The 13,620-nt window shown below is 33.3% G+C and carries 13 protein-coding genes and 1 pseudogene; 1 reads left to right on the forward strand and 13 read right to left on the reverse strand.

Annotation, left to right across the window (positions count from 1 at the left end; genetic code table 11):
* Positions 1 to 82: 82 nt before the first annotated feature.
* Positions 83 to 250, reverse strand: a complete 168-nt coding sequence (locus tag ACUN0F_RS23765; RefSeq protein WP_046954990.1) for a DUF3933 family protein — start codon at positions 248 to 250, stop codon at positions 83 to 85.
* Positions 251 to 262: 12 nt separating this feature from the next.
* On the reverse strand, positions 263 to 1,705 hold the full coding sequence (locus tag ACUN0F_RS23770) for an aminotransferase-like domain-containing protein (RefSeq protein ID WP_445540287.1): 1,443 nt from the start codon (positions 1,703 to 1,705) through the stop codon (positions 263 to 265).
* A gap of 118 nt (positions 1,706 to 1,823) precedes the next feature.
* On the opposite strand from ACUN0F_RS23770, the gene ACUN0F_RS23775 reads away from it, so the two are divergent.
* Positions 1,824 to 2,438, forward strand: a complete 615-nt coding sequence (locus tag ACUN0F_RS23775; RefSeq protein ID WP_445540288.1) for a LysE/ArgO family amino acid transporter — start codon at positions 1,824 to 1,826, stop codon at positions 2,436 to 2,438.
* A gap of 53 nt (positions 2,439 to 2,491) precedes the next feature.
* On the opposite strand, the gene ACUN0F_RS23780 is transcribed toward ACUN0F_RS23775, so the two are convergent.
* From ACUN0F_RS23780 to ACUN0F_RS23830, 11 genes and pseudogenes are all read right to left on the reverse strand, one after another.
* On the reverse strand, positions 2,492 to 3,721 hold the full coding sequence (locus ACUN0F_RS23780; protein ID WP_445540289.1) for an MFS transporter: 1,230 nt from the start codon (positions 3,719 to 3,721) through the stop codon (positions 2,492 to 2,494).
* Between the two features lie 237 nt (positions 3,722 to 3,958).
* Positions 3,959 to 4,165 carry an alpha/beta-type small acid-soluble spore protein gene (locus ACUN0F_RS23785; protein WP_000113545.1) on the reverse strand — a complete coding sequence of 69 codons (207 nt, stop codon included), beginning with the start codon at positions 4,163 to 4,165 and terminating at the stop codon, positions 3,959 to 3,961.
* A 144-nt stretch (positions 4,166 to 4,309) separates the two neighbouring features.
* Positions 4,310 to 5,761: pseudogene (locus ACUN0F_RS23790) on the reverse strand (IucA/IucC family protein); the annotation flags it as partial.
* Between the two features lie 297 nt (positions 5,762 to 6,058).
* Complete coding sequence (locus ACUN0F_RS23795) at positions 6,059 to 6,580, reverse strand: GNAT family N-acetyltransferase (protein WP_264461261.1); 522 nt, start codon at positions 6,578 to 6,580, stop codon at positions 6,059 to 6,061.
* 96 nt (positions 6,581 to 6,676) lie between these two features.
* A complete protein-coding gene (locus ACUN0F_RS23800; protein WP_000119501.1) occupies positions 6,677 to 7,357 on the reverse strand; it encodes an MgtC/SapB family protein in 681 nt (226 codons plus the stop codon).
* Between the two features lie 159 nt (positions 7,358 to 7,516).
* On the reverse strand, positions 7,517 to 8,173 hold the full coding sequence (locus tag ACUN0F_RS23805) for a YkyA family protein (RefSeq protein WP_264461260.1): 657 nt from the start codon (positions 8,171 to 8,173) through the stop codon (positions 7,517 to 7,519).
* A gap of 14 nt (positions 8,174 to 8,187) precedes the next feature.
* The gene (locus ACUN0F_RS23810; protein ID WP_445540290.1) at positions 8,188 to 9,009 is read right to left on the reverse strand and encodes a peptidoglycan-N-acetylglucosamine deacetylase; all 822 of its coding nucleotides are present in this window, start codon (positions 9,007 to 9,009) and stop codon (positions 8,188 to 8,190) included.
* Positions 9,010 to 9,109: 100 nt separating this feature from the next.
* Complete coding sequence (locus ACUN0F_RS23815; protein WP_046954998.1) at positions 9,110 to 10,471, reverse strand: sensor histidine kinase; 1,362 nt, start codon at positions 10,469 to 10,471, stop codon at positions 9,110 to 9,112.
* Positions 10,468 to 11,157, reverse strand: coding sequence for a response regulator transcription factor (locus ACUN0F_RS23820; protein WP_445540291.1), 690 nt, complete (start codon positions 11,155 to 11,157; stop codon positions 10,468 to 10,470). Before ACUN0F_RS23820 ends, ACUN0F_RS23815 begins: the two co-directional genes overlap by 4 nt.
* 13 nt (positions 11,158 to 11,170) lie before the next feature.
* On the reverse strand, positions 11,171 to 12,418 hold the full coding sequence (locus ACUN0F_RS23825) for a hypothetical protein (protein WP_445540292.1): 1,248 nt from the start codon (positions 12,416 to 12,418) through the stop codon (positions 11,171 to 11,173).
* 164 nt (positions 12,419 to 12,582) lie between these two features.
* Positions 12,583 to 13,584 (reverse strand): LCP family protein, encoded by a 1,002-nt coding sequence (locus ACUN0F_RS23830; RefSeq protein ID WP_046959173.1) that lies wholly within the window; start codon positions 13,582 to 13,584, stop codon positions 12,583 to 12,585.
* Between the last annotated feature and the right edge of the window lie 36 nt (positions 13,585 to 13,620).

The raw sequence follows: 13,620 nt of genomic DNA on the forward strand, positions 1-13,620 counted from the left end.
CGTAACGCTTTCAAAAAAATAAGCCTAGTAATATCATATATTACTAGGCTTATTTACTTCCTGTATCATTATGATACGTAGCTTAAGGATAAGTTAACCCTTCAGCTTCCTCCGCAGTAATAACTGTATATCGATTTCCTGTTCGTAATCCTAACAATTCTGCTTTTTCAATTGCATCCTGCTTCGTATCCGCATAAGCAGCTAAATATTTATCTCCATTGATAATTTGGCAAATTACATATTGTTTCATTATTTTCTCCTCTTACTTTTTCATTAGTTGTGCAAGTTTTTTGATACCTATTTCAATTTCTTCTAACGTTGCGTATGAATAGGATAGACGCAAAAATTGGTTTGCACTTCTATCATACAAAGTACCTGGATTTAATAAAATCTTTTCTTTCAAAGCTTTGTCGAATAAGCTACGGTTCGAAACGGGTACATTCATATATAACCAAATATAAAAACCACCTGTCGGTTCATACCATGTTGCTATATCACGACAATATTTCTCTAACATTTGTAACATAAAATCTCTGCGTTTTTTCAACTTAGTTCTTACAACCTGTAAATGTTCATCATACAATCCATTTGTAAACCATTCCGCTGCAATTTGTTGGGATATAGAACTTGAACCATAATCTGTTTGCATTTTTATGTCTGCCAATCTTTGAATGACAGGCTCAGATCCAACAATCCATCCAATTCTTAATCCTGGACTAATAACTTTAGACATACTCCCAATATGTAGTACAATTCCGTTTTTATCATATGCTTTTAAAGGCTTTGAAACAGGCTCATCAAACCATAAGTCTTGGTACACCGCGTCTTCTATAATAGGCAAACCAATTTCGTTACATATTTCCATCACTTCTATTCGTTTCTTCGCATTCATACTAAAGTTCGTCGGATTATGAAAAGACGGAATTGTATATAAAATAGATGCATTAAATTGCTTCTTATATTTCGTAATATATGATGCATGTAAACCGTTCTCATCCATTGGTATACCAATTAAACGCATTCCTGCTGATTGAAAAACATTAAGAGAATATAAATAAGATGGTTTTTCTAATAAGATGGATGCCCCTTTTGGAAGAAGTCCCATAGAAATAAGTTGCAACGCTTGAATTGCTCCTGAAACAATTAATATAGAATCAGGAGTTACATCTATACCATGTCCTTTTAAATAGTCCGCAATTTTCTTCCTTAAATAGAAATTCCCTTTTGGTTCTTCATACCCAAGTATCATGCTCGACTTTAAAAGCTTATTCATAATATCTTTCATCTTTTTTTCAGGTAAAAGACTCGGCGCGAGCTCACCTGTTCCTAAACGAATTACATGCGGATAAAATTCAGCTTGATTAATCTCTTGAATAGCAGGCAGATTCGGATAATGAAGTCCTGTTTCTACATAAGACTGCCAATTAGGCGGGGGCGCGTACGTTGAAGCATTCTCATTATTATTTACAACAATTGTTCCTTTCCTGCCATTCCCTTCAATGTATCCCTTTGCCACTAGTTCATCGAAAGCCATTACAATTGTACTCCGGTTCACACCGAATGTATGTGCCAAATCTCTTTGTGAAGGTAATTTCGTTCCAACAGTCCATTCTCCATTAACGATTCTTTCTTTTATATACGTTTCTATTTGTTTATACAGAGGAGTCGCTAGAGACATATTCGGTTTCCAAACAAATCTTTCCATCATATCACCTTATATTCTTTTTGGTTGGTAACCTCTCCAACCATATGGATGGATACAAATTTTCATTTCTTCTATACAATATACACTATCATAATGAATTAAAATAGGAGGTAATATGATGAGTGAAGCAATTATTCATGGTATCATTCTTGCATTTGGTCTTATCATTCCATTAGGCGTCCAAAATGTTTTCGTCTTTAATCAAGGTGCGAGCCAACCAAACATTTGGAGGGCAGCCCCTGTAGTATTAACTGCCTCTATATGTGATACGTTACTCATATTGATTGCGGTGCAAGGTGTCTCCCTTGTACTCCTTACTTTTTCTTGGCTAACTAACACGTTATATATAATTGGATTTTTCTTTCTCCTATATATGGGCTTTGTTATTTGGAGAAGTAACCCTTCCAACGATATAAAACAAGAAAACAGCATGCCATTAAAAAAGCAAATCCTTTTTGCTGCATCGGTTTCGTTATTAAATCCACATGCAATTTTAGATACAATCGGTGTAATCGGAACAAATTCTATTCAATACATAGGAAGTGAAAAATGGGCTTTCACACTTGCAACTATTATCGTTTCTTGGATTTGGTTTATAAGCTTAGCTTTAGCGGGGAAATTTCTAAAAAAAATAGACTCAACTGGAAAGACAATCGTATTATTAAATAAGTTTTCGGGTCTCATCATATGGGGTGTCGCGCTTTATATGTTAAAACAAGTTATGTATTCTTAATGAACGAAAGAGAATTGCATGTTCCTTAAAACACCATACAATTCTCTTACAAATTATGAAGTAGGTTCCGGTTTCTGTTTTACGTTCTTTGCATCTTTTGCTGGTTTAATCCAAATCATTGCTATAACGGCACCGATACCAGCGAAAATACTTGTTACATAAAACACTTCATGGTCAGCACCTTTCATGAAAAAAGAATATAGAGGTGGGCCAGCTGCTACACCGATAAATCGCATGGAACTATAAAAAGATGTAACCGTTCCCCTTTGCTCCTTTTCAATTCCTTGTGTAATTAGGGAGTCTAAACATGGGAGTGCCATACCAATTCCTATCCCCATAATAACGAGACAAAGAAGTAGTAAATAAACCCCTTTTATAAATAAAGGAATGATGACTGATGCAGCTGCCATTAAAAAACCAATATAAATACACTTCTTCATTACATTTTGATTATCTCCAATTTTTTTACCGGCCATATATGAACTAAGTGACAGTACAAGTAACGGGATAGCAAGTACACAACCTTTCCATATACCATGTATGTCATACTTTGATTCCAGTATCGTCGACAAATAAAAGAGCATTCCGAATAAAATAAGCATAATAATTGCACCTAATACAAAAATGGCAATTAACCATCTTCCCTTTTCTCGAAATGTAGAGATAATAGATTTTATAAACTCTTTAAGTGGTGGCACTTCTCCTTCTTGTTTCTTTGCCTTTACTAGAACAAGTAACAAAACAATTGATACTACGCATAAAATTGGAATCGCCCAAAATGGTAAGAACCATACAATGGCAGCAAGAGCAGATCCTAAAATAGGGCTCAGCACTTTTCCAAATGTATTGGATGTTTCAATGATTCCTAAACCTGCACTAACTTGTTTTTCATCTTTATATAAATCACCAACACAAGGTATAACAACTGGCATTGCACCAGCTGCACCAATACCTTGAATCGCTCTACCAATCAGTATCCAAGTGTAGGGATTATCAACTTTCCATGATACCCAACCTGTTACCGCTCCGCCTATAGCCGCAATCAGCAAACTCGGAACCATTATCATCTTTCGTCCCCATCTATCTGATAAATAACCAGCAATCGGTATAAGTAAAATGGCTACAATAGAGTAAATTGTAATAATCATGGATACTTGAAACGATGAAATATGTAATTTCTTTTCGATAGTCGGTAGGATTGGAATGAGCATTGAATTCCCTAATGTCATAACAAGTGGAACTGATGCAAGCGCAATTAAACAACAGTTTTCTTTTTTTAACATGTTGGCTTCGGAACCCTTTCATCGTATATTTCTGACCATATAATAGCCCTGCTGGAACGTAATTTTTCATTCCACCAGGGCTATTACATCTTTACTACTTCCCATTCACAACAAAAGAAATTGGGGAAAATATAGTATTATTCCTATTCTTTGAATCCAGTTCGCAATATATTCATACCAATTAATTGAAAAAAAAAGAAAGGAAGAATCCTTCCTTTCTCCTATAACCTTCTACAATTAGCGAGTATATCCGCCACCAAGTTGTTGTTCTGCCATCGCTACTAGACGTTTTGTAATTTCACCGCCTACAGAACCGTTTGCACGTGAAGAAGTATCAGCGCCAAGTTGTACACCAAATTCTTGTGCAATTTCATATTTCATTTGATCTAAAGCTGCTTGTGCTCCATGTGATGCTAATTGATTAGAGTTACGATTTCTAGCCATTACCAATCACCTCCTTATTTATATATAAATTGTGTTAAATTTTAATTTAAATACATGGTAATTTTTGGTTATTTATATTTTTAAAAAAAGAGTCTCTACAATGAGAGACTCTTACATCATTTTATATTAAGAAGTTACTACTTCTAAATTTCTATTTGTTAATACTTTCATTGAGTTACAGAAATAAAAACCTTGATTATCACGGAAATAATATTTGACCGGATAACCGTCCTTTAGCTGAACAACGCTATTTTGCTGATGCGCTTCTAATGCAACACCATAATGTAAGTACATCCATACCATCGGCTTTAAAGAAATGTTCATATATCGTCTAAACCACTCTAAACTTACTTCTTCACAGCTTCTACCTTCTAAATCTGCTAGTCGATGAATAATATTCGATAAACGAGTACGTTCCCCAGGTATAGCATCTTGAACTAATCCAGCAATTAAAGTAGCGTCATTTGCATGTTCACCATAAAAAGGGTTCTCTCGTATAATTACTTCAAATCCAGATTCTTTTGCCCCGTAATTTAATGTAATAAATGCTGGATCACAAATAAAATCAAAACCTGGAAACTTATCTAACACTTCACCAATTGCTGTATTTAGCATTTCCTTTCCTTCAAGACCACTCTCTAGTTCCTTCAATTTATTAATACGCATTGAATTTGTTACTTTTACTGGGAATGAAAACTTAAGCATATATTTTGATTGGGGATGATATAACGTCCTAAGTGATGATGTTGCCATATAATACTTACCGACAGGACCGATATATTCAAGTACTCCTTGATCTATCCAATCCTGTACGTATGATTGGTGTAATAGCCATTCTGCCTGAAGCGGATGAATTGGAAGTAATGAATATTCATCTTCATTACAATACTTCGATATAAATTCTTTACAAACCATCTCATCATTACGTAACTCTTCTTTTAGAATTACTGTTGTAGAATCTAACAATAATGATTTTTCATTTACTATATTTTTATGTGCCCTAAAATAATGAAGCTGACATTCTCCTTTTAATTCTGGAGAATACATTGTGCTTTTCCATTCCAAAATACCTTGTCTACTCTTTGGGGTTGGATGCGTTAAATGTCCAAATAATAAAGATTGCTCCGCTTCTATAAAGGATGTATGGAAACCGTATAATGCAGATGTATCTTCTATTCTCTCCTTTGTAAATTATTCAATATTTTGACAACTACAAATAACTCGAAGCATACGTTCAGCAGGATTCGTACCTTCTCCGTAGTTGATAGACATCTCTTTTATTAAGAACGTAATCACTGTAACGTAATCTGCTTTTATAACATTCTTATTTTCTCCCATTTGATAATAAAATTGTTCTCCAAACAAATGGCGATCTGTTGCTGATTTATATATAACTTCTTCATACAAAGTAATGTGTTGTGCCGATAACCGACAGCATAAATAAGTAGAGCAAGTATCTCTTTGAAATGAATGGTAGAAAATATCCTCTATCCTTTTATCCTCTGTAATCCATTCTCCACTTCCTGTTTCTCTTAAATAACAATTTAAAAAACTTTGTATTGTTGCATGTTCCGCGATTTGTTTCGCATGCTTCATACTTGCCCTCCTCTTTCTATAAACACTATCGGAATTTCATATTACACTTGATAATTGAATTTCGTTATCAATTAAGATTCTAATTGATTATCATTATCAATTCAATAGTTTATTTCAGAATTTTTTAATCTGAATAAATATTTCTTTTTTTACCTTTTCTTTAACCTAATTAAAAATAAACTAGGAAAATTCTCATTTTCAAACTACATACATTACTATTTTTCATTACTAATCCATTCGAAATAGTTAAACAAAAGAGGTATACCTCATTTGGTATACCTCTTTCAAACACTAAGTTTACATAATAATATTATTTATATCTCTCCAACAATACGCTGTTTCTTCTACATTGAGTCTTTCTAAAAATTTCGTATCAATTTTTTCAGGATTAAATTTTTCATAAAACTTTTTAGAAGGGTTATTCGTAACAACCCATACTAAAAGTGATTGCATATCATTGTTTATACATTCCGATAATAAAGCTTGAAATAACTTTTGTCCTATTTTCATTCCTTGATACGTTTGTAAAAGGTAGATTGCATATAATTCTCCATCACAATTATATGTACCGGTTCTTTCAACTCCTCCGTCAATGAATCCGATTATTGTTTCATCTGACGTCTCTGCTACAAATCTATATTGGTATGTATCTTCTTGTTGAAAAATGTTTTCCCATTGTTTTTCTCGTTGCTCATATGTTATATTTTCTAAAAATTCGTCAGCAAATATCCCTTTATACGTTGTTTTCCAGCTATCAACATGCACCTTTGCTATACCTCGTATATCATCTTTTATCGCTCTTCTAATATGTATTTCCATCATTTCTCCCCCTTGTTATTCATCATTATATCAACTTATTTCCTTAAAAATCCAAATGAAAAAAGAGCGAATGCACTTCACTCTTTTTTATCACAATTATCTACTTTCCACTTCAACTGAAACAACACGATCAATCTCTTTCAGGGAACTATATAACTCTGTTGTATATAAATCTTCTGGAGCTAAAATAACCATTTCCAATTGCTGAAATGCTCCACCATCTATATCTTTAATTTTTACGCGTTTCACATGCATACCTAAATTTTTAATTTGCTTAAATATACCATCTAACTCATGATGCTCTTTTACAGTAATTTTTATAGATAAATCTTTTTGTCTTAATGAATACGGACCTGCAATTTTCACAAGTTGTGGAAGTACGTTAATTGCTAAAATAATTAAAATCATTGCAACCGTCGCTTGTAAATAAAAGCCTGCCCCAATTGCTATACCTAAAGCTGAAGCAGCCCACACCATAGAAGCTGTCGTTAATCCAGAAATAACATCATTACTTCTTCGTAAAATAACACCTGCCCCAAGAAAACCAATCCCACTCACAATTTGAGCAGCTAGACGCATTGGATCCATATTTGTATGCCCTGGAACAGAATATACATGTACGGCTTCAATTGAAACCATCGTAATTAAACAACTTGCTACAGAAATAACCATACTTGTTTTCACACCAAGCGGTTTATTCTTTAGCTGCCTATCTATCCCGATGAATAATCCTAAAAAGAGTGCTAAACCTAATTTGAGTAAAAATTCATATGACATATTTCCATTCTCCTTACTTTACAATGTTTCCCTTGGAATAATTCACTATAACTCTTTTATGATATCAATTCCAGTCTTTTCTATTCATTTAACGTAAAAAGCCGAAAAAACATTTGTAACGATGTTTCTCCGGCTTTTTATTATGCTTAAGATTCTTCTTTATTTCTGATCTTTAATCTTAATCTCTGCATCTTTGTAGAATGCTAATTTACTGTCATTATACTCTTTTGTAAAATTGTTAAATTGCTCTTTTGATTTTTGTGCTTCCACAGTTAATTCATTAACAGCCTTAACTTTTTCACCAATCTCTTTTAATTTCGTTTCTTTTACTTTTAATTTTTCATACAGTTCTTTTTCAGTCGCTAACGCCTTCGTATAATTTTCATTCATCTTTTGGAATGCATCATAACGGTTTTTATACGACTCTTCTACTGCTTTCGCTTGTTTTTGTAACTTCTTATCTTCAAGCTTCTCTATATTTCCTTGAACAGATTTTGTTTCTTTCTGAGCTTTTTCTAGCATTTCTTTCTCATTTTTCAATACTTTTTCACGTTCATCTACATTTGCAGTAGCTTGCTCTATTTTCTTCATAACAGCGTCATTATGATCTTTACCTTCTTGTAAAATTTGAGAATATAGCTCTTGACCTTCATTCTCTAATTTCTCTAATTTCTTCGCTTCATCAACTAATGATTTTTCTTGTGTCGCTGCTGTTTCAAAAGCTGTGTATAGATTTTCTTCTGGTTTTTCACCGAAACAACCTGTTAATAGTCCTACTGATAGTGCTCCAACTACTGCTACTTTTCCATACTTCAACGTTCATTCCTCCATTACATACGGTTATCATGCCAGAAATTCACTGAGAAGTGACTCTCTTCATGATAAGCTTCAAACTCATAACCCTTTTCTTTTAACCCTTTTAAAATTGCTGGCACAGCAGCAACTGATTGTGGGTGAATGTCATGCATTAAAATGACTTCCTGTGGTTTTGTTGCATTTGTTATTACATTTTGAGCAATTTGTGCTGCCGCTGCATCAACTTGCATTTTGTTATATTTCCAATCTAATGAATCAATTGTCCAATCCCATACTTTAAAACCGCCCTCTACCACTTTATTTCGAAGACCTTCATTTAATCCAGGCATCGAACCGTATGGTGGACGTGTTAATTTAGGTGATTTTCCAATAATATTTGCGATTAAGCCTTGATCTTCTTTCATTTCATTTACATACTCGCCATTTTTATATAACTTTGCAAAATTATGTGTCATACTATGCATACCTACATAATGACTCTCTGCATTTTCACGTTTCACTAAATCCGGAAATTCTTTTACATTCGCTCCAATTAAAAAGAACGTCGCCTTCGCATCATGCTGTTTTAACATATTTAACAATTCAGCCGTATATTTCCCTGGGCCATCATCAAATGTAAGATAAGCAACTTTTCTTTCTTTTCCATTAAAACGACTTGGTGCCGTTTTATTCATTTCTACTTTCGGTTGTTCACTTGCAAGCTGTACTACATTTTCTTGTTTTGCAACAGCCTTTGCTGGTGAAGTAATGGATTGAAACATGAAATACCCAATAGCTACTGCTGCAATCGCTATTAAAACGACTACTACTCGTTTAATTTTAAAAGCTTTTTCCATTCTATCGAATTCCTCTCCCTATTAATCTTATATATAAATCACCCAATATAATTATACATCTATTTATTTTATTACACTATATAAACAGACTTTTTATGTATTATAATGGGAGTTTTATTAAAATGGTTGTTCCTATTCCTTCTTTACTTATAATACTAAGTGTACCTCCATGAAGCTCCACCATTTTTTTAACGATAGCTAAACCGAGACCAGCACCTGTAGCATGGTTATTAATCTGGTAAAATGACTGTTCTATATATGGTAAATGCTCTTTAGCAATTCCAATTCCTTCGTCTTTCACCTTGATCACTGCTTGTCCTTCATTTTTAGTCGCTTCAATATATACTTTACCATTTTTATGTGAATATTTAATGGCATTTTGAACAATATTCAAGAAAACTTGCTTTAGCCTATTTCGATCTCCCATCAATTCAATTCGTTCTATAGTTTTGATGAATTGCATTTGCTTCTCTTCAGCATTAGGAGTTAATTGCCAAATCGTCTCCTCTAGTATATCGTATAATTGCACCTTTTGTTTATATAAATTGAAATGATTTGATTGTAATCTTGAAAAATCTAGTAATTCTTCTACTAAATGAATCAATCGGTCTGTCTCACCTGATATAATTCCCATGCCTTGCTTTATCTCTTCTTCCGTTAAATGATCTACCGTTTTTAACGTCTCACTCCAACCTTTAATTCCAGTTAAAGGCGTTCGTATTTCATGAGAAATCGAAGCAATGAATTCATTTTTCATCTGTTCCGCTTTTTCTATTTTATTAGACATATGATTTAAACTATGTGCCAACTCACCTAATTCACCTGGATAATCCTCTTTAATTTTCTTCTTTAATGTACCTTCTGCAATTTGTGAAGAAGCATGAATAATAGATTCGATAGGTTTAACAAACGAATTCGCTAATCGTCTACTGATTAAGAATACGATACCAGAAATGACAATTCCAACTGAAATAGTAAACATAATAATTTCAATAATCTTTGCATTTACATTCGTTAAAACAGTTGTATATTTCAAAGCACCGATCGTTTGTCCTTGATGAATAAGTGGACTAATCACTTCCAATTGTTTCACATTGTCTTTCGTAGCAGTCACTTGATGATACATTTCTCCTTCTAGTAACGAATATGGAATAACTACTTTACCTTCTACCTTTTGTCCACTTGACGATTGTATAATCGTACCATGCCGATCAATTAATTGTAATTCGGTTCCTTCTAACTGAAAGCTCTCAATTATATCCCCGCTGTATTCTTGCAATCGAATAAAGTATAGTGAATTGTATTCAGAGAAAAATCGCGTACTTGTCTTCGCATGAGATTCTATATATTGCACAATACCATTATAATAATATCGATAAATTGAGACTGAAAATACGACTTCAAATAATACAAGCATAAGTATAATGACCGTCATAAAATATAAAGTCACTTTTCTTTTCATCTTATACTTTCCTTCCACACATATCCTTTTCCCCACACAGTAAGAATAAATTCAGGTTCTGATGGAGTACATTCTATTTTTTGGCGTAACCGCCTCATATTTACATCTACTACTTTCGTCTCACCTACATAATTCGTTCCCCAAATCATATTTAAAATTTCATCACGTGAAACCGGCTTTGAAGCCTGATTCATCAAATACTGTAATATCATATACTCTGTAGGGGTTAAATCGACTAATTGTCCACTTTTATATAGTCTTTCCTCTATTACATTTAACGAAAATGGGCCAGATATGATGATATTCGCTTTTTCATGATGTACTTCTATTCTCCTTAGTAACGATTGTATACGTGCAGTTAATTCCACTGGACTAAACGGCTTTGCGATATAATCATCTGCACCAATTCCTAGTCCTTGTACTTTATCTTCATTTTGTACGCGTGCGGTTAACATAATAATACCTATTTTTTTATTTTCTTCCCGGATGGATTTACAAACTTGAAAACCATCAATTCCTGGTAACATTACATCAAGTAATGCTACATCAACAGTATGTTCACATAAAATCTGTAACGCCTCTTCTCCCGTACTAGCTTCTAACACATAAAATCCAGCACGTTTCAAATTCAAGACGATAAAACTACGAATAGGCATTTCATCTTCTAAAACTAAAATTGTTGGCATAATTTCCACCTCCCTACTCTTGTTGATAATCGGCTAGCGGTTTTACATATGCTTTCACTTTTTCAAAATGTGGTTGTTTCGGTACAGCATATACGTGAGAAGCTGTTTTAACTGCTGCTTCATATCCTTTTATTTTGAACCATTCTTTTCGCTTAAATATATGGACTTCAAGCCATAATTCTTTTGTACTTGTCTCCAAAAACTTTTGAGAATTTGATTCCTTTTGCTCATCTGGTATCGTAATTTTTCCAATTAACTCTTCAGGAATTTTCACATAATATCCTTTTTCTATATCGATATATCTTTCTTCAATTGGTTTAATTCCAGATTCACTCCACTGTATGTAACGTTCGAAAAGCGGACTATCACCATGTGATTTATCTTCCCAACCTTGTGGACGCACTGTACGAACAAATTCAATAATGCCGTCTTCATTAACATCTTTACTTTCTACAACATATTCATTGAACAAATCTTCTTTCCCATCTATAGGTAATACCTCATAATGACCCTTATCAAATTTTGCTACATATGTTATCCCTGAATGAGCACCAACACCTGCGTCAATTACAACCGCCTTTAGTGATTCAGAAATGCGGCCCATTTGTATTCTTTGAATACTATTTATAAATGGATCGAATGACGCTTCAGATAAAGTCTTAAATTGTTCCATGAACTCAACTGTCAATTTCTCATCTTTTTCATACGTAACAAGACTTATATCTTTCAGTCCATTTTTATTTAAATCCTCTATGAATAACTTCGTATAACTTCGATTATATATTTCCTTCATATCTTCATTTTCTTCCGAAAAAACATACATAACATGTTCTAACGATTCACGACTTACAGAAATTCCGATTAATAACTCTCGCTTCCCGTTCCCTGTAAAATCACCGACTTCAACGATATCTACATCTCCACCATCAAATCTGTGCGTGGACTTTAATTTCCAGACATTCCTAACTTCTTCATAGACAGCTAAATATACGCTATGATCTTCATTCGGTAATTTATAAAATAAGATGGCTTCTTTCTTATTATCTTGTTTAAAATCCATTGACCAAATCATCTGTTTATCTTTATTAGACTTTGGAGTAAGCAATCGATAATTAACAGGCAAATCTTTATCTATTTGCTCTTTTAGTTCATTAATCCATTTCTCATTGGCAGGAGCACCCATTAAACTTGTTGGAGCTTCAGACATTTTACATCCAGTCAACATAAAAATGATTCCCATAATGCCTATCCATTTCTGCATATGATATCTTTCCTTATTACAGATTTTTATTATTTTTCTTTACTTTTTGCTTCTCCAATATTCTCATACATATGAGTATAGTTTTTCTAAAATAAAAAATCGTTACAGAAAAGTTACAAATCCATTCCGATAAAAAAAGATTGGCGAAAGCCAATCTTTTTTTATTATTCGTTTCGAACTGGTTTCGGTGTTACACCTAGATGATCATTTAATTTTTTCGAAATATCTTTCACATTTTTTTCATTTGGAATGTAATAATAAATACCTCCGATACGTTTATCCGTACCTTCTATTTGCATTTTTTCCATTTCTAAATTAGATCCTGCCATATTTTTTGTAATCGCAAGCATATCATCGAAAGTTAAGTTCGTTTTCATATTTTTATCAACCGCATCAAGTAAAGAGCCCATTTTGCTAATTGATTGCACAGACATCGCTTTTTTTGCAATTGCTTCTATTACAAGTTGTTGTCTTTGTCCACGCATTGCGTCACTATCAATTTTACGCGTTCTTGCAAGTGCAAGTGCTTGTTCTCCATTTAAATGTTGGAAGCCTTTTTCTAAATGAATCATACCCGCTTGGTCTTTACTATCTTGCTCTGTGAAAGTAACAGGTACATCAATATCAATACCACCAAGTGAATCGACAATTTGTACGAATGATTCAAAGTTAAACTTCACATAATAATCAACAGGAACATTTAAAAATCTTTCCACTGTATCTCGTGTACTTTCAACACCACCAAATACGTGTGCGTGTGTAATTTTATCTAATTTCTTTCTAGATGGAATATATACACGTGAATCACGCGGAATACTTACTAATTTAACTGATTTATCATCTTTATTAATTGTTGCTAATAAAAGTGCATCTGTGCGAACAGCTTCACCATATTGACTTTTTCGCATTTCACTACCATCTACACCCATAATTAAAATAGAGATGTTATCCTTTAAAGGCTCAACTTCTTTATCACGTTTTGATGATTTATCAATTTGTGCATACGCATCACTTACAACAGCTTTTGCTTTATTATATATTAATGATCCATATCCTACTCCTCCAAAAATAAGTAGGAAAAATGGAATTAAAATGAACCATTTTATTGACCTTCTTTTAGAACGTTTTTTATTGCTTCTCGTATTTTGTTCTAATTCAGAGCTCATCTTCATTCGCCTCTCTTTCTCTTTCCCTAGTATAAT

The organism is Bacillus sp. 1A, assembly GCF_052682215.1.